This is a genomic window from Kocuria sp. JC486, assembly GCF_011602805.1.
Taxonomy (GTDB): Bacteria; Actinomycetota; Actinomycetes; order Actinomycetales; family Micrococcaceae; genus Kocuria; species Kocuria soli.
This window is the reverse complement of record NZ_JAAOZS010000016.1, coordinates 39259-61071: the sequence shown is the minus strand read 5'-3', so window position 1 is coordinate 61071 and position 21813 is coordinate 39259. Positions and strand designations below refer to the sequence as shown.

General features: G+C 67.2%; 22 protein-coding genes. 21 read left to right on the top strand and 1 reads right to left on the bottom strand.

The window, feature by feature from the left end; translation table 11 throughout:
• Positions 1–64: 64 nt before the first annotated feature.
• Positions 65–1378 (bottom strand): MFS transporter, encoded by a 1314-nt coding sequence (locus GWK18_RS09300; RefSeq protein ID WP_348535912.1) that lies wholly within the window; start codon positions 1376–1378, stop codon positions 65–67.
• A gap of 121 nt (positions 1379–1499) precedes the next feature.
• On the opposite strand from GWK18_RS09300, the gene ftsY reads away from it, so the two are divergent.
• The 21 genes from ftsY (at position 1500) to GWK18_RS09195 (ending at position 21708) form a co-directional block, all read left to right on the top strand.
• Positions 1500–2663 (top strand): signal recognition particle-docking protein FtsY, encoded by a 1164-nt coding sequence (gene ftsY, locus GWK18_RS09295; protein WP_123825175.1) that lies wholly within the window; start codon positions 1500–1502, stop codon positions 2661–2663.
• A 177-nt stretch (positions 2664–2840) separates the two neighbouring features.
• A complete protein-coding gene (locus GWK18_RS09290; protein ID WP_166834796.1) occupies positions 2841–4037 on the top strand; it encodes a zinc-dependent alcohol dehydrogenase in 1197 nt (398 codons plus the stop codon).
• Positions 4038–4239: 202 nt separating this feature from the next.
• Positions 4240–5547 carry an ammonium transporter gene (locus GWK18_RS09285; RefSeq protein WP_166834808.1) on the top strand — a complete coding sequence of 436 codons (1308 nt, stop codon included), beginning with the start codon at positions 4240–4242 and terminating at the stop codon, positions 5545–5547.
• Between the two features lie 94 nt (positions 5548–5641).
• Positions 5642–5980 (top strand): P-II family nitrogen regulator, encoded by a 339-nt coding sequence (locus GWK18_RS09280; protein ID WP_166834794.1) that lies wholly within the window; start codon positions 5642–5644, stop codon positions 5978–5980.
• 187 nt (positions 5981–6167) lie between these two features.
• Entirely contained in the window at positions 6168–6830 is a 663-nt protein-coding gene (locus GWK18_RS09275; RefSeq protein ID WP_166834792.1) for a GtrA family protein, read from the top strand.
• A gap of 220 nt (positions 6831–7050) precedes the next feature.
• Positions 7051–8673, top strand: a complete 1623-nt coding sequence (gene ffh, locus GWK18_RS09270; protein WP_123826430.1) for a signal recognition particle protein — start codon at positions 7051–7053, stop codon at positions 8671–8673.
• 58 nt (positions 8674–8731) lie between these two features.
• Positions 8732–9214, top strand: coding sequence for an NUDIX hydrolase (locus GWK18_RS09265; RefSeq protein WP_166834790.1), 483 nt, complete (start codon positions 8732–8734; stop codon positions 9212–9214).
• 35 nt (positions 9215–9249) lie between these two features.
• Positions 9250–10629 carry a hypothetical protein gene (locus GWK18_RS09260; RefSeq protein ID WP_123826434.1) on the top strand — a complete coding sequence of 460 codons (1380 nt, stop codon included), beginning with the start codon at positions 9250–9252 and terminating at the stop codon, positions 10627–10629.
• Positions 10630–10698: 69 nt separating this feature from the next.
• Positions 10699–12090, top strand: a complete 1392-nt coding sequence (locus GWK18_RS09255; protein ID WP_123826436.1) for a sensor histidine kinase — start codon at positions 10699–10701, stop codon at positions 12088–12090.
• A 2-nt stretch (positions 12091–12092) separates the two neighbouring features.
• Positions 12093–12887 (top strand): response regulator transcription factor, encoded by a 795-nt coding sequence (locus GWK18_RS09250; RefSeq protein WP_166834788.1) that lies wholly within the window; start codon positions 12093–12095, stop codon positions 12885–12887.
• Between the two features lie 207 nt (positions 12888–13094).
• On the top strand, positions 13095–14126 hold the full coding sequence (locus tag GWK18_RS09245) for an ATP-binding cassette domain-containing protein (protein ID WP_233568872.1): 1032 nt from the start codon (positions 13095–13097) through the stop codon (positions 14124–14126).
• Positions 14123–15289, top strand: a complete 1167-nt coding sequence (locus GWK18_RS09240) for an ABC transporter permease (protein WP_166834786.1) — start codon at positions 14123–14125, stop codon at positions 15287–15289. Before GWK18_RS09245 ends, GWK18_RS09240 begins: the two co-directional genes overlap by 4 nt.
• Before the next feature lie 212 nt (positions 15290–15501).
• Positions 15502–15960: a 30S ribosomal protein S16 gene (rpsP, locus tag GWK18_RS09235; RefSeq protein WP_123826442.1), complete on the top strand. Its 459-nt coding sequence runs from the start codon at positions 15502–15504 to the stop codon at positions 15958–15960.
• Positions 15961–15962: 2 nt separating this feature from the next.
• Positions 15963–16205 (top strand): RNA-binding protein, encoded by a 243-nt coding sequence (locus GWK18_RS09230; protein WP_123826516.1) that lies wholly within the window; start codon positions 15963–15965, stop codon positions 16203–16205.
• Positions 16206–16408: 203 nt separating this feature from the next.
• Positions 16409–17023, top strand: coding sequence for a ribosome maturation factor RimM (gene rimM / locus GWK18_RS09225; protein WP_123826444.1), 615 nt, complete (start codon positions 16409–16411; stop codon positions 17021–17023).
• Entirely contained in the window at positions 17023–17901 is an 879-nt protein-coding gene (gene trmD, locus GWK18_RS09220) for a tRNA (guanosine(37)-N1)-methyltransferase TrmD (RefSeq protein ID WP_123826517.1), read from the top strand. The genes rimM and trmD overlap by 1 nt, the downstream gene beginning before the upstream one ends.
• Before the next feature lie 267 nt (positions 17902–18168).
• Entirely contained in the window at positions 18169–18528 is a 360-nt protein-coding gene (gene rplS, locus GWK18_RS09215) for a 50S ribosomal protein L19 (protein ID WP_123826446.1), read from the top strand.
• A gap of 44 nt (positions 18529–18572) precedes the next feature.
• Entirely contained in the window at positions 18573–19304 is a 732-nt protein-coding gene (gene lepB / locus GWK18_RS09210; protein ID WP_325049559.1) for a signal peptidase I, read from the top strand.
• A gap of 72 nt (positions 19305–19376) precedes the next feature.
• Positions 19377–20174 (top strand): signal peptidase I, encoded by a 798-nt coding sequence (gene lepB, locus GWK18_RS09205; protein WP_123826448.1) that lies wholly within the window; start codon positions 19377–19379, stop codon positions 20172–20174.
• Positions 20171–21016: a signal peptidase I gene (gene lepB, locus GWK18_RS09200; protein WP_123826450.1), complete on the top strand. Its 846-nt coding sequence runs from the start codon at positions 20171–20173 to the stop codon at positions 21014–21016. The genes lepB (GWK18_RS09205) and lepB (GWK18_RS09200) overlap by 4 nt, the downstream gene beginning before the upstream one ends.
• Positions 21013–21708, top strand: coding sequence for a ribonuclease HII (locus tag GWK18_RS09195; RefSeq protein WP_233568873.1), 696 nt, complete (start codon positions 21013–21015; stop codon positions 21706–21708). Before lepB (GWK18_RS09200) ends, GWK18_RS09195 begins: the two co-directional genes overlap by 4 nt.
• Positions 21709–21813: the final 105 nt, after the last annotated feature.

The window sequence follows — 21813 nt, the reverse complement described above, 5'->3', positions numbered from 1 at the left end:
CGCGCCCGACCGCCCGTGCAGTTTTTACGACTTTCCCGTGAAGTCATAAAAACGGTCGTCGCGGTTATGACTTCCGGTTCGGGGCGCCGGGTTCATCGTCACGTGTCTCTTGTTGCGAAACCTGAGGCACGGAGCCCGTGGGGACGGGGTCGACGTCGTCGCGCTTGAGGGTGTCCGTGACCGGAATCCACGCGGCGGCGGCCACGATGAGCAGGGCCCCCGAGATGCCGAAGGCCCAGCCGAATCCGGTGGCGTCTACGATCGCACCGGCCAGGATGGGGCCGGCGATCTGGCCGGCGTCCATGGACATCTGGAAGCGCGACAGGACCTGCCCGCCCGACCGGTGGGGGCCGATCACATCGGCCACGGTGGCCTGGAGGCCAGGGTTGAGCGTTCCGGACCCGGCTCCCGCCAGGAAGGCGGCGACGGCGAAGACGGCCACGTTCTCCGTCAGACCGATCACGGCCGTCATGGCGCCGGCCACCAGGAGACCCGTGACCACCAGCGGCTTGCGCCCGATCTGGTCCGTCAAGCGGCCCGTGAACGTCAACGCCAGGGCCGAACCGGCCGCGAACACCGTCAGAGCGATACCCGAGAGCGCCGGGCCCGCGCCGAACACAGCGGAGGCCAGCAGTGGGATGAGCGCGACGCGGATGCCGAACGACGTCCATCCGTTGGCGAAGGCCGAGACCATGGCGGCCCGGTAGGGCCCGAAGGCCCACGCCTCCTTGAACTCCATGCGTGGTTGGGCCGCCCGCTGGGATCGGTCGCCCAATGCCTCCGGAGAAATCCTCAGGTAGACCACCGCCGCGGCGATCAGGATGGCCACGCCGTAGATCACGAACGGCGCGCGGAGCCCCAGACCCGCGAGCAGGCCGCCCAGGGCCGGACCCAGGATCCCGCCCAGCAGGAACGTGGTCGCGTACAACCCGGAGATCCGCCCGCGTTCGGTGACCGGAGCCAACCGCACGATCAGGCCCATCGCGGAGACCGTGAACATGGTGGACCCGATGCCGCCCAGGCCGCGGAAGATCAGCAGCTGCCAGTAGCTCGTGGCGAAGGCCGTGGCGAATGACGAGAGCGCCACGATCACCAGGCCCGTGAGATACGTACGACGTTCCCCGACACGGTCCAGGATGCGGCCACCGGTCGGGGCGAACACCAGGCGGCAGAACGCGAAGGCCGAGATCACCGCGGAGGAGGCGGCCACTCCGACGTCGAAACTCGCGGCGTACTGCGGCAGCACCGGCACCACGATGCCGAAGCCGATCGCGATCGCGAAGGCGGCCGCGATGAGGACCTTGACCTCCTGAGGGATAGGTGTGCGGGGTGGCTTGGCACTGCGCTTGGACGAGCGCTTCGGGGATCTGACGGACACGCGAGCAGTCTAGGAGGGATCCCGTGCGGTGGCCTCGCGGTTCGCGGGCGGCCGATCGCCCCGCGCACGGACCTCGCGCACACGGAGCGGGCTGCGCCGTTGCTCCGGGCCGTGATGCAATATGCACGTGGACCAGATACCCGTGTATGTGTACGTGATCGTCGCCGTCGTCATTCTCGCCCTGCTGGGGTTCGTGCTGTTGCGCGGGCCCAAGGCACCTCCCGGTGGGTACAAGAGCACCCGCGACCCGGACGACCCGATCCCGGGCGGAGCCGGAGGGGATGGGGCAGACGGTTCGACGGACTCCGGCGCCGGCGGGGCCGGAACCACCGTCAAGGAAGCACCGAGCCTGGACCGCCCCGAGTCGGTCGGTTCCCGCATGGCACGGCTGCGCGGAAGGCTGGCCAAGTCCAACAACGTCTTCGGGCGCGGCCTGCTGGCCTTGCTCTCCCGGGACCGGATCGACCAGGACGTCTGGGACGAGATCGAGGAGACCCTGCTCCTGGCCGACCTGGGGTCCGAGGCGTCCATGGACCTGGTGGAAGCCCTCCAGCGCCGGGTCAAGGTGGAAGGAACGCAGGATCCCAACCACGTCAAAGCCATGCTGCGCGAGGAACTGCTCAAGCTGGTCGATCCCACGATGGACCGCTCCCTGGCGATCGACCGCAAGGACATGGCACCCGCCGTCGTCCTGGTGGTCGGCGTGAACGGCGTGGGCAAGACCACCACAGTCGGCAAGCTCGCCCGCGTGCTCGTGGCCGAGGACAAGGACGTGGTCCTGGGTGCTGCCGACACGTTCCGCGCCGCGGCCGCTGACCAGCTGCAGACCTGGGGCAACCGGGTCGGGGTGGTCACGGTGCGCTCGGAGACCGAGGGAGCCGATCCGGCCTCGGTGGCCTTCGACGCCGTGAAGACGGGGATCGAGTCCGAATCCGACGTCGTGCTCCTGGACACCGCCGGCCGCCTGCAGAACAAGGCCGGTCTGATGGACCAACTGGGCAAGATCAAGCGCGTGGTCGGCAAGGCCGCCGACGTGGACGAGGTCCTGCTGGTCATCGACGCAACCACGGGGCAGAACGGCATGGTCCAGGCCAAGGTGTTCTCCGAGGCCGTGAACGTCACGGGCATCGTGCTCACCAAGCTGGACGGCACCGCCAAGGGCGGCATCGTGGTGGCCATCCAGCGTGCCCTGGGTGTGCCCGTCAAACTCATCGGCCTGGGGGAGGGCCCGGACGACCTGGCCCCGTTCGACGCTGAACAGTTCGTGGACGCGCTCCTGGACTAGGCCGCCCCTGCACCAAGACACAGACGGCACCAGAACATCGACGGCACCAGAAGATCGCGCAGTTCGAGGATCCGGCATCTCGCGGAGCACCGCAGTGAAAGCACCCACGTGACAAAATCATAAGTAACCTGATTGTATGGTCCTGAGCCCGAGGTCCGGTCTCAGGAAGGGCAGATCATGAAGGCAGTCACCTGGCAGGGAAAGCGCACGGTCAGTGTCGAGGAGGTGCCGGATCCCCAGATCGTGGAACGCACCGATGCGGTCGTACGCGTCACCTCCACCGCCATCTGCGGATCGGATCTCCACCTCTACGAGGTACTCAGTCCCTACATGACCCCCGGGGACGTGGTCGGGCACGAACCCATGGGAATCGTGGAAGAGGTCGGGGCGGGGGTCACACACGTGGTGCCCGGAGATCGCGTGGTGGTCCCGTTCAACATTGCCTGCGGGCACTGCTGGATGTGTCGCCGTGGGCTGCAGTCCCAGTGTGAGACCACCCAGGTCACCGAGTCCGGTTGTGGAGCGGCGCTACTGGGCTATTCCAAGCTCTACGGTCAGGTCCCGGGCGGGCAGGCTGAGTACCTCCGTGTACCTCACGCCGACCACGGGCTGATCAAGATCGGGCACCAGCTTCCCGACGAACGGTATCTGTTCCTCAGCGACATCCTTCCGACCGCGTGGCAGGCCGTGCAGTATGCCGGGGTGGGCGAAGGTCAGTCCGTCGCGGTCGTCGGCCTCGGCCCAGTCGGTCAGTTCGCCGCTCGGATCGCCCGGCACCTGGGCGCGCGCGTGTACGGCATCGAGCCCCTGCGGGAGCGCCGGGACATGGCAGCGCGCCACGGCGTCGAGGTCATGGCTCCCGACGACGAAGCCCTGGCGACCATTCGAGAGGCCACCGAAGGTCGAGGCCCGGACGCCGTCGTTGACGCGGTCGGAATGGAGGCTCACGGCAATCCGGTGGCGGCTGGCGCCCAGCACGTTGTCGGAATTCTGCCGGACGTCTTGGGGCGCAAACTGATGTCGACGGTCGGCAGCGACCGCCTCTCCGCACTGCACACCTCGATCGACCTGGTGCGCCGCGGTGGAACCGTGTCCCTCAGCGGAGTGTACGGAGGGGCCGCCAGCCCCATGCCGCTGCTGCGGATGTTCGACAAGCAGCTGACCCTGCGCATGGGCCAGTGCAACGTCAGGTCCTGGACCGACGACCTGCTGCCGCTGGTCGAGGACCCCGCGGATCCACTGGGCGTGCAGGACCTGGTCACGCACCGACTGCCCCTGGAACAGGCCCCGGCCGCCTACGAGATGTTCCAGAAGAAGACCGATGGCTGCATCAAGGTCGTCCTGGACCCGACCGCGACCGACCGGGCGAACTAGCCGCTCCGCCCACCGTCGCGAGGCCGTCACACGGTCGAAATCTGGTTGTCACATCCCCGGTGCTGGTGAAACACGTGGGCAACACACACCGCTCGCGCCCGAAACACCGGTCCCGTTTACTGTTTCCCACGTGGAATTCGTATCCGTGGGAGACCCGCCCCGTTGTATGGACGGGGCGTGAAGGGAGACGAGCGTGGACGAGATCACGCTGACAGCAGCAGACGTCTGGACGGTGGTGGCATCCGCCCTGGTCCTGTTCATGACACCGGGCCTGGCACTGTTCTACGGCGGCATGACCCGGGCAAAAGCCGTCCTGAACATGATGCTCATGAGCTTCATCTCGATCGGTCTGGTGACCGTGGTGTGGGTCCTGTGGGCCTACTCCATGTCCGGAGGTGACGCCATCCTGGGTGGTCTGGTGGGGGACCCCACCGCCGACTTCGGGTTGAACAACCTGATCGGTAGCGGCGACCTGCTGGGTGCGGCCTTCGGCGCCACCTTCGCGATCATCACCGTGGCACTGATCTCCGGGGCGATCGCCGACCGCGCCAAGTTCGGGGCCTGGGCGGTGTTCGTCCCGATCTGGGCAACCCTGGTGTACGCGCCCCTGGCGTTCATGGTCTGGGGCGGTGGCCTGCTGACCGAGGACGGTGCGATCGGCTCCCGCTTCGGTGAAGCCATCGACTTCGCGGGCGGGCTGGTGGTCCACATCAACGCCGGTGTGGCGGCCGTGATCCTCATCCTGATCGTGGGGGCCCGCAAGGGCTTCGGAAGTGATCCCAACCAGCGTCCGCACAACCTCCCGCTGGTCATGCTGGGTGCGGCGATCCTGTGGTTCGGCTGGTTCGGCTTCAACGTCGGTGCCGCGTCCTCGCCGGAACAGGCGGGCCTGATCCTGGTCAACACCATGGCGGCACCCTCCGCCGCGATGCTGGGCTGGTTGCTCACGGAACGCCTGCGTGACGGTCACGCGACCTCCCTGGGCGGAGCCTCCGGCGTCGTCGCCGGGCTGGTGGCCATCACCCCGGCCTGCGCCAACGTGTCCCCGGTGTGGGCCATGGTCCTGGGTTTCGTCTCCGGCATCTGTTCGGCGATCGCTGTGGGACTCAAGTACCGGCTCAAGATGGACGACTCCCTGGACGTCATCGGCGTTCACCTGGTCTCCGGCCTGATCGGCACGGTGGCCCTGGGGTTCATCGCGCTGCCGTCCGAGGGCACCGCGGGCCTGTTCTACGGCGGGGGCTTCGGACTGCTCGGTACGCAGGTGCTCGCCGTCGTGGTCTCCGTGCTCTACTGCGCGGTGCTCACCACTGTCATCGCCGTGGTCATCGACAAGACCATCGGCTTCCGTATCTCGGAGGACGACGAGATCCAGGGCATCGACGTGACCACCCACGCCGAATCCGGGTACAACCTGGCCGGTGACGCCTCGGGCTCCTTCCTGCCGCGCACCACCATGGGCGCCAGCCTGCGGGTGCCGCAGGGAGCAGCCGACGACGGCGCACGCTGAGTCCCGCACCAGACCCCACAGGTCATCACCTCCCGGGCACGGTCGGACGGACCCGGCCCCGGGCAGAGACAACGTCCTCGAGAAAGGCACAGCGATGAAGCTCATCACGGCGATCGTTCGACCCGAGAAATTCCCGACGATCAAGACGGCCTTGGAGCAGTACGGCATCCAGGGGATGACCGTCCAGAACGTCCACGGTTACGGCCAGCAGCGCGGGCACACGGAGGTGTACCGAGGCGCGGAGTACACGGTCGACCTGTTGGAGAAGATCAGGATCGAGATCCTGGTCGACGACGCTCAGGAACACGACGTGGTCGGCGTGTTGGTCGCCGCGGCCAACACGGCACGGGCGGGAGACGGGAAGGTCTGGGTCATGGCCGTGGACCAGGTGGTCCGTGTCCGTACCGGTGAACGGGACGAAACCGCCATCTGAACTCCACAACGGAGTTGTCAAGATCACGGAAACCACCCGTAGGACAGCGTGCTTTGTATCTAAACTTGGGGTCATCCGGACTGTCGTCACCCCCGATGGACCAGGCCGGACCAGGTACGGGACAGGGCTCCGCACGGTGAAGATGCCGGGCCGAACACGGGAGAAACGGGTCCGGAACGTGACACACATGGCGCAACGCACGGCTCGGGTGCGCGAGAAGTACAACCGGCAGTTGCGCTTTCTGGCGGTCGGCGGGGCCTGCTTCGCCCTCACCGTCGCGCTGAACTTCGTCTTGAAATGGACGGTGCTCAGCGACAAACCCACCACGGCCATGATCGTGGCCACCACGGTTGCAAGTGTCGTGTCTTACCTGCTCAACAAGACCTGGACCTTCGACCAGCAGGGCAAGCACCATTCCGTCTTGGAGATGTTTCTGTTCGAGGTCGTGTGTGGGGTGGGGATTCTGCTCAACAGCGCTCCCGTGTACGTGTCCCGTTACGTCCTGGGACTGGAAGCACCGACGCACAGTTTTCTGGTCCAGGAAGTCGCCGACTTCGTCGCCGGGCCCGTGATCGGCACGGCGATTGCCATGGTCTTTCGCTGGTGGGCCATGGATCGCTTCGTCTTTCCCAAGGTCCGGAAAGTCGTGACCGGCGTGCCTGCCGGGCAAGCCTCCGACGGACAGTCTGGGGATGCGCCTGAACGTGTGGCCACCGTGATCACCCTCAACACGGGGGAGATCCACCTTCCGGGCGGCACGGACCGAACCATGGGCGGGCCGATCACGGAGTCCGCCATGCCTGCCACGCGGCAGTCCCGGAACGACGACGGCGAACGCCTCTCCGCCTGAGCGGCCCTGCCCGGCTGGCGTCGGTCTGCCGGGGAGCGGCGTGACCGCGGCCCCGATCTGATCGGCATCAACCCGGCACGCACTGCGGGCGTCCCGTGTCCGCCCGTGACTGAACTCGGCTTCCCGCTCCGGCCCGGTCCCCGGGACGTCACCCAGGGTTGTTAGTCTTGTGCACCGGTTACATCCGCCGCACTCCACGTACCGCAACAGCGAGGACTCCGTGTTCAACTCCCTCTCCGATCGCCTCACAGCCACGTTCAAGAACCTGCGGGGCAAGGGCAAGCTCAGCGAGGCGGACGTTGACGCCACGGTGCGCGAGATCCGTCGCGCGCTGCTCGATGCCGACGTCGCCGTGCCCGTGGTCCGTGAATTCACGGCCGCCGTCAAGGAACGCGCGCTGGGCGCGGAGGTCAACGAGGCCCTCAACCCTGCCCAGCAGATCGTCAAGATCGTCAACAGCCAGCTCCAGGAGATCCTGGGTGGCGAGACCCGCCGCATCAGGATGGCCAAGAACGGCCCCACGATCATCATGCTCGCAGGCCTGCAGGGCGCGGGTAAGACCACGCTGGCCGGCAAACTCGGCTACTGGCTCAAGTCCCAGGGACACCGTCCCTTGCTCGTGGCCTCCGACCTGCAACGCCCCAACGCCGTGACCCAGCTCCAGGTGGTCGGCGACCGGGCCGGTGTGCCCGTATGGGCCCCGCACCCCGGAACCACCTCCGAGTTCGACGACCCCACGGGTGACCCCGTGCAGGTGGCCCGCGACGGTGTGGCCCACGCGCGAGCCAAGCTCTTCGACGTCGTCATCGTGGACACCGCGGGTCGTTTGGGCGTGGACCAGGCCCTCATGGCCCAGGCCCGGGACATCCGCGACGCCGTGGACCCGCAGGAAGTCTTGTTCGTGATCGACGCGATGATCGGTCAGGACGCCGTGCAGACCGCCCAGGCCTTCAACGAGGGTGTGGACTTCACGGGCGTCGTACTCTCCAAGCTGGACGGCGACGCCCGTGGCGGTGCCGCGCTGTCCGTCGCCTCGGTGACCGGCAAGCCCATCATGTTCGCCTCCACGGGCGAAGGCGTGAAGGACTTCGAACAGTTCCATCCGGACCGCATGGCCAGCCGCATCCTGGACATGGGCGACGTTCTGACCCTGATCGAACAGGCCGAGCAGAACTGGGACCGGGCAGAGGCCCAGAAGATGGCCCAGAAGTTCGCCGATCAGGAGGACTTCACGTTCGAGGACTTCCTGGCCCAGATGCAGCAGCTCAAGAAGATGGGCTCCATGAAGAAGCTGCTCGGCATGATGCCGGGCATGGCCGGGATGCGCGAGCAGATCGAGGCCTTCGACGAGTCCTCGATCGGACGGATCGAAGCGATCATCCAGTCGATGACCCCGCATGAGCGCGTGGCCCCCAAGATCCTCAACGGGTCGCGGCGTGCCCGTATCGCCAAGGGCTCCGGGGCGACCGTCTCCGAGGTCAATCAGCTCATGGAACGCTTCATGCAGGCCCAGAAGATGATGAAGAAGATGGCCCAGGGCAAGGGAATGCCCGGAATGCCGGGGATGCCCGGCATGGGTGCCGGTGGCGGTGGCGCGGCCGGTATGCCAGGGATGGGCGGCATGCCCGCGATGCCCGGTGCCGCCGGGGCCAAGGGCAAGAGCAAGAATGCCAAGGGCAAGAAGAAGGGCTCCCGGTCCGGCAACCCCGCCAAGCGTGCGCAGGAGAACGCTGCCGCCGCGACCAGGCAGAAGGCCGCCACGGGCTCTGCCTTCGGCGCTGCCCAGGAACAGCAGCCCGACCTCAAGGACCTCCCCAAGGGATTCGAGAAGTTCCTCAAGTAGTAGGTTCCGTCAGGTTCGGGTCCGTGGACCCGCAACGAGGAAAGTTGGTTGACCGTCCATGAGCTCTCACCTTCCCGACGACGAACTGCGCGCCTTCATCGCGACCCTGCCGACCCGGCGCCTGGCGTCGGCGGCGATCATCCGGGACGAGTCGGGGCGCGTGTTGGTCGTCGAACCCAACTACAAGGACGGGTGGACCCTGCCCGGTGGCACCACGGAAGCGGGGGAGGACCCGCGAACAGGTTGCTTCCGGGAGGTGCTCGAGGAGGTCGGCCTCCAGCTGCCGGCAGGTCGACTCCTGTTGGTTGCCCACGGAGTCAACCAGGGCATGTGGGGCGATTCCGTGTCCTTCCTCTACGACGGCGGCCAGATCCCTTCCAACACCAAGATCACGGTCCAGGAAGAGGAGTTGTTGGGCTACGCGTGGGTGGCACCGGAGGATCTGGACGGCTACGTGTCGCCCCGGGTCGCGGATCGACTGCGCACCGCGATCGGCTGTATCGCTGATGGCACAACAGCCGAGGTCGGCCCGCTGCACTGAGCCGTGTCACAGGACTCGCGAGTACGATGTCCCGCATGACCACGCCTACTTCGGGTTCGACCGACGGGCCGGACCGTACCCCGCAGCAAGGTCCCGGGCAGGACTTCACCCCTCCGAATCAACCGGTGGGCCACGGTCTTTCCGGCTGGTCACTCGTTCCTTTGGCGGTGCGGATCGACGGCGTCCAGCCCTACAGCCAGCCCGGGGATCCGCAGGTCAAGGACCCCTCTCAGCCCGCCGAGTTGGTGCCGACGGCCCGCGGCATCCGGACCGTCCTGGATCACCACCGTGCCGTGGCGGCCTGCGCCGAAGGCCCTTCCTACCTCCAGGTCGCGGTGCTTGTCGACGACGACGGCCGTACGGCCACCGTGGCCGAGGACGGCAGTGTGGTGCCCGGGGACGCCGTCGAAGAACTCGTAGCCACCGTGCACCGCATGACCGGTCAACGGCTCGAGGCTGTTCACCCACAGTTGCGCCGTGCCCTGGTGATCAACCTTGACGCCCCGGACCTCCCGCTGCTGGCCGCCACTGCCAAAGTCGGGTTCCGGGCCGTGTCCCGTGACGGCTGGTCGATCGTGGTTCCGGACGACGAGAACGCCTGGTGGCTCCTGCGCACGGGACTCATGGAGGTCGGTGTGGCGCTGTCTTCCGACGGTGCCGCGCGCTCGCTGGAGGTGCTCCTGGGTGACGTGGACCCGGCCGGCCACACCGAGCTGATCGACACCGACGCGGTGTGCGGGCTGTCCTGGGGACCCCGGTGGCAGGCCGTGTCCGACGACGACGCGACCACCGCCGCGGGGCAGTTGACCCGTGAGGTCGTGGGTATCTGTGATGCAGACACCAGCCGCGTGCAGATCGAATCCGTGGCCTCCGTGTTCGACCTGGATCCTGTGGACACCAAACGTCTGGCCAATTACGTCGACGGCCCATCGACTCCGCTCGTCCTCGAATCGGTCCTCCAGTTGCTGGGCCTGCCCGCCCTGGCGGCCAAGATCGTGGAGGGCGCCCGGGATCTTGAGGAGATCGAGGGCATGACCCGGGTGGAACCGGGAACCGTCCGCGATGCATTGCTCAAGGCGTTCACGGAGAGCCCCACCGCCGAGGGCGTCGTTCCGGCGGTCCACCGGGCGCTGCTGCGGCGCCCGGAGCTCCTGCTGGCCATGGCGGGCTTGGAACTGGCCGCCGGCACGGGACTGGCCGCGCTCGCCCGCCGTGGTGGGCAGGTTGCGCCCGCCTTGGGGGCACTCTCCGCGCTGGCCTTCACGGACGCTGCAAGTACGACCGCGTGGTACACGGCCGCGAGACGTCGCAAGAACCGCCGCGGGCAGAACCGGAAGACCCCACGGGACCAGCGGCCGGGCGGTTCGACATCGGGTGAGCCAGGGTCAGAGGACCCTTCCCTGACCGAGAACTGACGGCACCGCCAGGGACAGTTCCCCCTCGCGGCGGATCCCAGGGAGTCGCTCGCGGGTTACCGTGAACGCGTGACCACGCCTACCCAGACGATGCTCCCTGACCCGCCGAGCCGAGGTGGGTCACGCAGGTTCGCACCGCACGGCGGTTGGTCACAGGTGTTCGGCGATCCCGCTCACCCCGACTGGGAACGCCCGAACCCCGGCCCCCAAGGCTACCGGCGTGATGCCGTGGGTGCGGTTGCGTTGACCGTCGTGGCACTGTTCTCCCTGGCGCTGATCGAAAGCTTCAACGGAACGGATCTGGACACCGGTCGGTGGCGTGGGTACGCCGTCGTCGCCGCCGTGACACTCCCGCTGGCATGGAGACGCCGATACCCAATCGTGGTGTTGGCCTTCACCACGGTGGCCTTCGTGTGGGGCACCTACCTCTCTATGATGGCCACCGCCCAGCTGGTCACCCAGGTGGCCTACTTCGCGTCGGTCTACGCGGCGGTTGCCTGGACCCGGTCGCGACAGGTCACGGCCATCGCCGTTGCCATGTTGGCCGTGTCCATGACCGTGTGGTTCACGATCGACCTGACGGTCTCGTCCAGTTTCCGAGACTTCGTCGATCAGTTCGACAGCCAGGACGGGCCGTTCAACCCCGTGACGGCCTACGCGGTGTTCTCGATCATCAACAATCTGGGCTTTTTCGGCGGTGCCGTGTACGCGGGGCGTGCTTCCTGGCGCGCGGCGCTGCGGCGGCACCAACTGCGTGAACAGGCCGAGAAGATCGCCGACCAGTCGGCGCAGCTGGCTCGCCGCGCCGTCGTGGAGGAACGTCTGCGCATCGCTCGTGAGTTGCACGACGTCGTGGCGCACCACGTCTCGGCGATCGGCATTCAGGCCGGGGCGGCCCGCAAGATCCTGCCCCGCAACCCGCAGGCGGCCGAGCAGGCTTTGCGCATGGTCGAGGAGTCCAGCCGGCAGGCCGTGGCGGAGACCCGTCAGCTTCTGGGGGTGCTCCGCGAGGAGGAACACGAGCCGTCTGCCTTCAGCCTGCACACCACCGGTGAGCTACCTGCCCTTGTCCAGGAGTACGCCGATCGCGGTCTGTCCGTCACGCTGACCACCGCGATCGACGACGACGTGGAACCGGGCAGCCTGTCACCCGCCCTGGGGTTGTCCGTGTACCGGTGTGTTCAGGAGTCCCTGGCCAATGTCCTGCGGCATTCGACCGGACGCGACGTCACGGTCACCTTGCGCAGCGTCGAGGAGCTCAGCCGACCCGCGCTGGAACTGGAAGTCCTTGACCGCGGCCGGCCCCGTGACGGCACCTCCGGTACCGGGTACGGCCTGGTGGGCCTGCGGGAGCGAGTTGATTTCCACGGAGGCACCTGCGAGATCGGGCCGCGACGGCCCGGCCCCGGGTGGAGGGTCCGCGCTCGCTTCCCCTTGACGACGCGCGTGGGAGGATCCTGACCATGGTTTCCGTCTTGCTGGCCGACGATCATGCCCTGGTGCGATCGGGTTTCGCCATGGTGCTTTCCGTTGCCGAGGACCTCCACGTGGTGGGTCAAGCCGCCAACGGCCAGGAGGCCGTCGATCTGGTGACCACCGGTGACGTGGACGTCGTGCTGATGGACGTCCAAATGCCCGTGATGGACGGCATCGAGGCCACCCGACGCATCGTCGAGGCCGGCGGAACCAAGGTCATCATCCTGACCACCTTCGACCGTGACGACTACTTGTTCGCCGCACTCCGGGCCGGGGCCAGCGGGTTCCTGCTGAAGAACGCAGATCCGGACGACCTGATCGCCGCTGTGCACGCGGTGGCGGACGGGCATGCCCTCCTGGCCCCCGAGGCGACACTCAAGGTCATACGGCAACTGACCGACCACAATGCGCATCCCCCGGCACCGGCAGGTCAGGCACCGGGTGGTCATGCCCCGGGTGGTCAGGCCCCGACCGCGGAGCAACCGCAGGAGACCGACCCCGACGGTTCGGCCGTTCCCGCGGCGGCCACTGTCGAGCCGACGACCAGCGCAGGTTTGGACGCGGAGGACCAGCGCATGATCGATACGTTGACACACCGCGAATCCGAGGTCCTGACCCTCATGGCACAGGGAATGTCCAATGCCGAGATTGCGCAGAAGCTGTTCCTCGGCTCGGCCACGATCAAGACCCATGTGTCCAACCTGCTGGCCAAGACGGGGAGCCGGGACCGGGTACAGGCCGTGGTCTTCGCCTACCGGACCGGACTCGTGCGAGGGGTCTGAGGCCTGACCGAGAAAGCGGCCGGGAATCCGCCCTGCGATGGACTCGACGGACCTGTACGCCCTGCGCCTCGTTGATTGAGCGTCACGTTCACCCTTGCGGGGGATTCTTCGAACGATGCGTATTCCTAGGCTGGAGGCCACCGCACGGCAGTCGCAGGCCCGACGTCCCCGGGCAGCGCACGCCGTATTCAGCATCGAGGAGACAAGATGACGACGGACTCGTCGCACCGAGACCCGGAGACGCCGAACCGCCCCGAGAGCACCCGCCCCGAGACCGCCGGGGAGATGGCACCCGGAGGCTCTGGAGGCGGACAGTGGCGACGAGCCTCGACCACCTTCGGCCGGCCGGTCCACGGACATCGGCTCGAGGTACGGGACCTCACCCGTCGCTTCGGTGACACGACGGTGGTGGACCGTGTGAGTTTCACCGTGGAGCCGGGTCACATGACCGGGTTCATCGGGGCGAACGGTGCGGGCAAGACCACCACGATGCGCATGATGATGGGGGTTCTCAGGACCACCTCCGGAGAGGTCCTCTGGGACGGGGACGCCATCACCGCGCAGGACCGTGTCAGATTCGGGTACATGCCCGAAGAACGCGGGCTCTACCCCAAACAGGGGATCCTCGATCAATTGGGCTACCTGGGTCAGTTGCGTGGGATGTCCCGACAGGCCGCGCTGGCCGAGGCCCAACGACTCCTGCACCACTTCAACCTGGGGGACCGCGTCAAGGACAAGTTGGAGACCCTGTCCCTGGGTAATCAGCAGCGCGTCCAGGTCGCCGCCGCCCTCCTGCATCAACCGCAGGCGCTCGTGCTCGACGAACCGTTCTCCGGACTGGACCCCACGGCCGTCGACTCCATGGTTGACCTACTGCGTGAGTACACGGCACGGGGAGTCCCGGTGCTCTTCTCGTCCCACCAGCTGGATCTGGTCGACAGGTTGTGCGACGCCATGGTGATTCTCCACGACGGCCGGGTCCTGGCGTCCGGGACCGCCGAGCAACTGCGGGCCACGCAGCCCAAGCGACACCGATTGACCTGCTCGGCCGACGTCGGGTGGGTCCGGGACGTCCCTGGTGTCAGCGTCGAGGACCTCGAGGGGTGCTCCGCCGTCGTCACGCTCGATGACGACAGTGTCCGATCCGATCTGCTGCGCAGGGCGGTTGACCGAGGTCTGCTGGAGTTCACCGACCTGGCACCGTCCCTGTCCGACATCTACCGCGAGGTGACCCGATGAGCACCCGGACCCAAGCTGCCTGGCGCACCGTGCTGACCCGAGAGATCGCCGTCAAGGTCCGCGACAAGACGTTCGTCATCTCCACGCTGTCCACCATGGTGATCATCGCGGCCATGATTGCGTTCAACGCGTTCATGGCAGATCGGACCACGGAGCACGACCTTGCCACCAGCGGTCCGTTGGCGGCCGAGGCGGTCGAGCAGGCCGACGCCGCCATGGGGGACAAGACCACGGTCACGGGACGCGAGGTGCAACCCGTGGAGGCCGAGGACCTGGTCCGTGACGAGGAGGTGGACGCGGCGCTCATTCATGACGGCGACTCGTGGTCCCTCGTGGCCGACACAGAGATCGACTCGGACCTGGAGACGGCGATCGAACAGGCCGTCTCCCAAGTGACCGTTGCGGACAACGCCGAGGACCACGGCACCACCGTGGAGCAGCTGAACAAGGGGTCGGCGCTGGAAACCACGTTCCTCAGTGTCGGCGAGGACCGAGGTCTGGCCACGTACCTGCTCCGGTTCGCTTTCGCCTTCCTGTTCTACATGGCGGCCCTGATTTTCGGGATGGCGATCGCCAACTCCGTATTGGAGGAGAAGCAGAATCGAGTGGTCGAGATCCTCGCCACGGCCATCCCCATCCGAGAGCTGCTGTACGGCAAAGTGCTGGGGAACTGTCTGGTGGCCTTCGCCCAGATCGGGCTCTACGCCGCAGTTGGGCTGTTGACCGCGAACATTCTGGACGTCACCGGGGAGTTCGGCTGGGCGCTGTCGGCCTCCGGGTGGTTCATCGCGTTCTTCGTCGTCGGCTTCGGCGCGCAGGCCTCGATCTGGGCGGTCCTGGGATCCTTGGCATCTCGCTCCGAGGACCTGCAGTCCAACACGACCGTGATCACCACCGTCCTGGTGGTCGCCATGTTCGCCGGACTGTTCGCCCAAGGACCGTGGCTGGTCGTGGCTTCCTACGTTCCGATCCTCTCCTCGATCGCCATGCCCGCCCGCGTCCTCCAGGAGCAAGCGATGATCTGGGAGCCCTTCGCAGCACTCGTGGTGTGCCTGGTCTTCGGCTGGCTCATGCTGCGACTGGGAGAAAAGGTGTACCAGCGGGCTGTGTTCCAGGGCGGGCGGGCCCTCACGTGGCGCCAGGCCCTCAAGCTCGAGGACTAGCAGCCTGATCCGCACCCCCACGTGATCTCTCCGACACCGGGGACGCGGATCCTGCGCCAAATTGACATCTCTGGCACAATGGCCGGGTACTCGATGCGTGCGGACCCTCTCTCCGCACGTACTTCGTGTCCACAGGGACATCGTGAACGGCCCGCCCCACGGGAGCGTGACCGATGCCCCGACACACCAAAGAACCAGGAGAGATTGCACCAGTGGCAGTCAAGATTCGTCTCAAGCGCATGGGCAAGATGCGCGATCCCCGTTACCGCGTCGTCGTCGTCGACTCCCGCAAGAAGCGCGACGGTCGTGTGATCGAGGAAGTCGGTATTTACCACCCGACGGAGAACCCGTCCTACATCAGCGTGGTTTCCGAGCGCGTGCAGTACTGGCTCGGCGTCGGCGCGCAGCCGTCCGAGGCCGTTGCCGCGATCCTCAAGATCACCGGTGACCTGCAGAAGTTCAAGGGCGAGGCCGGTGCCGAAGGCACGCTGAAGTCCCCCGAGGCCAAGGAAGAGTTCGTGGCCCCGGACAAGGGCTCGGTCATCCTGCCCGAGGCCATCACCCCCAAGGCCGAAGAGGCCGCGGAGGAGCCCTCCGAGGAGGCCGTCAAGGCCGACGCCGCCGCTGAGGAAACCACCGAAGCTGCGGACGACGCCGAGAAGGCCGAGTGACCATGCTCGCTGACGCGTTGGAGCACCTGGTCCGCGGCATCGTCGACAATCCCAACGACGTCGACGTCCGGGTCAAGAACGGCCGCCGGGGCGAGACCCTGGAAGTCCGGGTCCACCCGGACGACCTGGGGCGCGTGATCGGCCGCCAGGGGCGCACGGCAAAGTCCCTGCGCACCGTGGTCACCGCGCTGGCCGACAACGAGCCGGTGCGGGTCGACGTGATCGACACCGACCGCCAACGCTGACGCGAGCCGTCTTCCTCGCTGATCGCGAGTTCCGTGGCCCCCGCACCCGCCCAGGGTGCGGGGGCCACGTTCCGTTCCAGATGGCCCGCGACGGAGTTCGACCGGCCCACGCCGACCCGCGGCGGGCCGTCCGGTACGTTTTTTCCAGGTCCCACCGCTTGTCCACCCAGTTCTCAACCAGTTCTCAACCCAGGGAGTCCCTGATGCAGGTCAAAGTCGCCCGGATCGGCAAGCCCCACGGCATCCGCGGGGAAGTGACCGTCCAGTTGTTCACGGACGACCCTGACACCCGCTTCGCACCCGGCGCCCGTCTCACCGTGCAGACGGCCACGGCGGAGGGTGCCGCCGTCGTCCCCTCCGGGGAGCTGGAAGTCTCCAAGGCACGGTGGAACAAGCAGATCCTGGTGGTGGGATTCACCGCGGTCACCGACCGCAACGCCGCGGAGGCTTTGCGGGGCAGCCAGTTGTTCGTGGACGGCGAGTCCGAGGACGACGGCGACGACGCCTGGTACGAACACGAGCTCTTGGACATGGAGGTCCTGGTACCGGGTGAAGGTCGGCGAATCGGCGTGGTCACGGGGCTGCGCACCATGCCGCACCAGGACCTTCTGCAGGTGGCCCTGGACGCGGACGGGCGTGAAGTGGACGTGCCGTTCGTCCAGGAGATCGTCGCCGAGATCGACGAGGACGCACGGACCGTCCTGGTGACCCCGCCGCCGGGACTGCTCGAACTGGGGCTGGAGGATCCCGACGAGGCCGGACCCGGTGCGGAATCGGCGACGGAGCCGAACCCCGGGACGGGCGGTGCCCAGGCGTGATGCGGCTGGACGTCGTCAGCATTTTTCCCGAGTACCTGGCCGCCCTCGACCTGTCCCTGATCGGCAAGGCGCGGCGCGACGGGCTGCTCGAGCTCACCGTGACGGACCTGCGCAACTACGCGACCGACCGGCACCGTACCGTGGACGACACCCCCTACGGCGGGGGAGCGGGCATGGTCATGAAGCCGGAACCGTGGGCACTGGCACTCCAGGACGTCTTGGACCGGGGCGCCGCGGACGGGCACACGGGCGGTGCCGAGGAACCGACCTCTCCCGCCGTGAATCAGCGCCCGGTGCTGATCGTGCCCTCACCCGCGGGGCAGGTCTTCACTCAGGAGGTGGCTCGCGAACTCTCGGAACGCGAGCACCTGGTCTTCGCCTGCGGACGGTACGAAGGGATCGACGAGCGCGTCATCGAGTGGGCCCGTGAGTCCTTCGAGGTCCGCCCGATGTCCCTGGGGGATTACGTGCTCAACGGGGGTGAGGTGGCCGTCCTTGCCATGGTCGAGGCCATCGGTCGACTGGTCCCGGGAGTGATCGGCAACCCCGAGTCGTTGGTCGAGGAATCGCATTCCGACGGCCTGCTCGAGTACCCCGTCTACACCAAGCCGGCGTCCTGGCGGGACCGGGAGATCCCGGAGGTCCTCCTGTCGGGTCACCACGGGCGGATCGCACGGTGGCGCCGTGACGAGCAACTGCGCCGCACCGCTCGGCGTCGGCCCGACCTCATCGAGGACCTTGATCCGGCGTTGTTGGACAAGCAGGACCGGGACGTTCTCCGGCAGGAGGGCTGGCAGGTCAACGACGACGGTGCCGTGACCCCTCCGGTGCTCGAACGGCCTCCCGGCTGCTTCCCTCCGGAACCGGAAGCGTCGTAACCCAGTTCACGCTCCCGGCGCCGAACGAGACTGTCGTGCGGCGTCGTGAATGTGGCATAATCGTGCGTTGCGTGTGTGCTGGGCACGCCCTCGCCGCAGGGGGAAGAGCGACCACACAGCACACACCCCGTCAGGTCCCGAAGGGACCGGCGGGTGACTGACTTTGCGGCAGCCAACCACCACCGGCCCGGTGCTCACCGGGCGGAGTGCTTCGGTGTGCCGTATGACCCACGTGGACGGCCTGCGGCGTTCACCAGGAGAAACAAGATGACGAACATTCTCGACCAGATCGATGCCAAGTCCCTGCGCGACGACATCCCCGAGTTCCGCCCGGGCGACACCCTCAACGTGCACGTGAACATCGTTGAAGGCAACCGCTCCCGTGTGCAGGTCTTCAAGGGCTTCGTCGTCGGCCGCCAGGGTGACGGCGTCCGCGAGACCTTCACCGTCCGCAAGGTGTCCTTCGGCGTGGGCGTGGAGCGTACTTTCCCGGTGCACTCCCCGGTCATCGAGAAGATCGAGGTCCTGACCCGCGGTGACGTCCGCCGCGCCAAGCTGTACTACATGCGCGATCGTCACGGAAAGGCCGCTCGTATCCGAGAGAAGCGCGGCACCGAGGGCAAGTGACCCCAAGGGCTCGGCGGTGACGCCGTTCCCGGTTCACCACCGCCTTGCTCGAGCACTCACCTCACGAGAACCCGGTCGCAGATCCTGCTGCGGCCGGGTTCTCGGCGTCCGAGCAGGGTTCCCCCTCCGGCGACCGGCCGGTTGAGTCCGTCCGCGACGCGTTGACCCGTTGGACCCACGGGTGGCGGTTGGTCACCCTGGCCGTTGCCTTCGCCCTGCTCCTGGTGCTTGGTCTGCGGATGTGGGTGGTCGATGTCTACTACGTCGGCTCCACGTCCATGCAGCCCACCGTGGAACCCGGGGACCGGCTGCTGGTCACCAAGACCCTGGACCCGGATGAGCTCGATCGCGGGCAACTGGTCGTCTTCGACGGGCGCGGCTCCTTCGCCCCGCTCGACGAGGACCCGCCCCTGGTCAACGCCGCACAGCAGGTCGGTACTTGGCTGGGACTGCGCCCCAGTGAGGACGTCTTCGTCAAGCGAGTCATCGGCATCCCCGGTGACACCGTGTCCTGTTGCAACGACGACGGCCGCGTGCTGGTCAATGGCGAACCCCTGGACGAGCCCTACCTCTACCCGGGCGACTCACCCAGTGACACGAAGTTCGACGTCGTCGTGCCGGAAGGCCGTGTGTGGCTCCTGGGAGACCATCGTTCCGTGTCCGTGGACTCTCGATCCCTCCTGGGCGCCCCGGGCGGTGGACTGGTCCGGGCGGATAGAGTCATCGGTGAGCCGACCGCTGTACTGTGGCCTCTCGGGCGCACAGACCCGCTGTAGCGCCCGACCAACAGTCCAAGGCGTGCCCGGAGCGGCCGCCGTCCCCGTCCGACGTTTCCGGAAGGACCTCTCGTGAGCGAGAACCCCACCGCTTCCCATGGGGAGACCCCCGATTCCCCGATCAACGGCCGTTCCGACGGCACCGCCCCAGAGGCCGAGCAGACCCGCCGGGGATCGAAGGACCGGAAGCCGGGTACCGAGAAGGAGTCCAGCGGGGGGATCCTCAAGGAAATCCTGATCACCGTCGTCGTGGTGTTGGTGATCTCCTTCCTGGTCAAGACCTTCCTGTTCCGGATCTTCTTCATCCCCTCCGGTTCCATGGAGAACACGCTGCAGCTCGACGACAAGATCGGGGTCAACGTTGCCCAGTCCTGGTACGGCGACCTGGAACGGGGCGACGTCGCGGTCTTCGAGGACACCCAGGGGTGGATGCCTTCCACGGGCGCCCAGACCAGCCCCGTGCGCCGCGGTCTGGAGTTCGTGGGCCTGGCTCCGGACACCACGACCAACTATCTGATCAAGCGTGTCATCGGCGTGGGCGGGGACACCGTGGCCTGCTGCGACGCCGACGGACGGGTGACCGTCAACGGTGTGGCACTCGAGGAGCCGTACCTCTATGAAGGTGACGCCGCCTCCGAGATTCCCTTCGAGGTCACCGTGCCGGAGGGCGAGTACTTCATGATGGGCGACCACCGTTCGGCCTCGGGGGACTCGCGTTACCACATCGAACAGGGCACAGAATTCATCCGTGACGAGGACATCGTGGGCAAGGCCGCCGCGATCGTCTGGCCGATCGATCGCTGGGAGGGTGTTTCCAGCCAGGACGACACCTTCGCCCGCATCGAGAAAGAGTCCGGGAGCACCCAGTGACTTTCCGCGGTTCGGAGCCCCCGGCGTGGGTGCCCGAACGCTGGGAAGACCTCGGTGACGCGCCGAGCGTCCGTGCCGACGGCGTGCCGATGTATCGACGTCGGCCGAGAGGCCGAACCGATGAACCAGACCTGCCCCCGGGCCGACCGGGACGGGTGGTCACGGTTCTGCGCGAAATCGCCGTGGTTCTGGTGTGGGGACTGTTCATCGCGTTCGTCGCCAAGCACCTACTGGTTCGCGGGTTCGTCATTCCGTCCGATGCGATGGAGCCGACCTTGATGACGGGCGACCGCGTGTTCGTCAATGTCCTGGACTCGACGCTGCGCAGCGCCGATCGCGGCGACGTCATCGTCTTCGAAGACACCCAGGGATGGCTGCCGCCCGCGGACGAACCCGCCTCCGTCGGTGACTGGGTGGTGGACGGGCTGGCCTTTCTCGGCGTGACCGTCGATGACTCGGACAACCACGTGGTCAAACGCGTCATCGGCGTCGGTGGCGACCGTGTCACGTGCTGTGATGCGCGGGGGAGGATCGTGGTCAACGACGTCGCCCTCAACGAAACAGGTGTGTATCTGTCCGATTCCGAAGCGCCGTCAGACATCGCCTTCGACGTGATCGTTCCCGAGAACCACTACTTCGTGCTCGGGGACCGGCGTTCCTCGTCCGGGGACTCCCGCTTCTACCTGCCGGAGGAGAAGGCCTTCGTGAGCAAGGATGACGTGGTGGGGACCGCGTTCGTGGTGACCCTGCCGGTCTCGCGGATGGGCCCCTTGGGGGACCAACACGCGGTGTTCGACGAGGTCCCGGACAGAACCGACACCTCCGGAGGCGGCTGGTGGTGAGTGTCCCACCGACCTCGGACACGGAGCATCGTCTGCTGGCCGAGGGTGCTGTCCGAGTGGCGGGGATGGACGAGGTCGGCCGCGGTGCACTGGCGGGCCCCGTGACCGTAGGGGTTGCCGTCATGGACGCCGACGTGGGACTCGCGCCGTCGAGGTTGCGTGACTCCAAGCTGCTGCGACCAGCCGTCCGGACGGAGTTGGTCCCGGAGCTCAGGGAGTGGGCCGTGAGCCTCACGACGGGGTCGGCCACTCCGCAGGAGATCGACGCGCTCGGAATCATCGGTGCCCTTCGGCTTGCAGGTTGCCGGGCCCTGGCCGCAATTGCACCCGAGGCTTGGCCCGACGTCGTCCTGTTGGACGGGGTGCACGACTGGCTCACGACGCCGGACACGGACCTCCTGAGCGGGCTGCCGGGCGACCCGGCACTGACAGCGGGTGCAGCTCCGGTCTGGGACGGTCCCATTCGCACGATTGTGAAGGGTGACCTGACGTGTGCGTCCATTGCCGCAGCGTCCGTGGTCGCCAAGGTGGAACGCGACGACGTCATGGCGCAGTTGGCCGCGGAGCACCCGGCCTACGGGTGGGAACGCAACAAGGGCTACGGGTCCGCTCAGCACCGTGACGCCCTGGTGCGGCTCGGGGCCTCGGAGCAGCATCGGCGTTCCTGGAACCTGGGTGTGCCCACCCGCTGAGAGAGCTCTGCGGGTGCGGGAGGGGTTTTCCACAAGACCCGCTCCTGTGCCGGCCGAACTGCGGTGCGCGGTGATGCTGGGAATCAAAACCAGCCCCGCCGACGT

What these genes read in the sequence shown, in the direction of transcription:
- trmD (WP_123826517.1), top strand. Translation starts at nt 17,023, where the DNA reads ATGCGGCTGGACGTCGTCAGCATTTTTCCCGAGTACCTGGCCGCCCTC.
- GWK18_RS09230 (WP_123826516.1), top strand. Translation starts at nt 15,963, where the DNA reads ATGCTCGCTGACGCGTTGGAGCACCTGGTCCGCGGCATCGTCGACAAT.
- rplS (WP_123826446.1), top strand. Translation starts at nt 18,169, where the DNA reads ATGACGAACATTCTCGACCAGATCGATGCCAAGTCCCTGCGCGACGAC.
- GWK18_RS09260 (WP_123826434.1), top strand. Translation starts at nt 9,250, where the DNA reads ATGACCACGCCTACTTCGGGTTCGACCGACGGGCCGGACCGTACCCCG.
- GWK18_RS09275 (WP_166834792.1), top strand. Translation starts at nt 6,168, where the DNA reads ATGGCGCAACGCACGGCTCGGGTGCGCGAGAAGTACAACCGGCAGTTG.
- GWK18_RS09250 (WP_166834788.1), top strand. Translation starts at nt 12,093, where the DNA reads ATGGTTTCCGTCTTGCTGGCCGACGATCATGCCCTGGTGCGATCGGGT.
- GWK18_RS09290 (WP_166834796.1), top strand. Translation starts at nt 2,841, where the DNA reads ATGAAGGCAGTCACCTGGCAGGGAAAGCGCACGGTCAGTGTCGAGGAG.
- GWK18_RS09240 (WP_166834786.1), top strand. Translation starts at nt 14,123, where the DNA reads ATGAGCACCCGGACCCAAGCTGCCTGGCGCACCGTGCTGACCCGAGAG.
- GWK18_RS09245 (WP_233568872.1), top strand. Translation starts at nt 13,095, where the DNA reads ATGACGACGGACTCGTCGCACCGAGACCCGGAGACGCCGAACCGCCCC.
- GWK18_RS09280 (WP_166834794.1), top strand. Translation starts at nt 5,642, where the DNA reads ATGAAGCTCATCACGGCGATCGTTCGACCCGAGAAATTCCCGACGATC.
- GWK18_RS09265 (WP_166834790.1), top strand. Translation starts at nt 8,732, where the DNA reads ATGAGCTCTCACCTTCCCGACGACGAACTGCGCGCCTTCATCGCGACC.
- rimM (WP_123826444.1), top strand. Translation starts at nt 16,409, where the DNA reads ATGCAGGTCAAAGTCGCCCGGATCGGCAAGCCCCACGGCATCCGCGGG.
- ftsY (WP_123825175.1), top strand. Translation starts at nt 1,500, where the DNA reads ATGCACGTGGACCAGATACCCGTGTATGTGTACGTGATCGTCGCCGTC.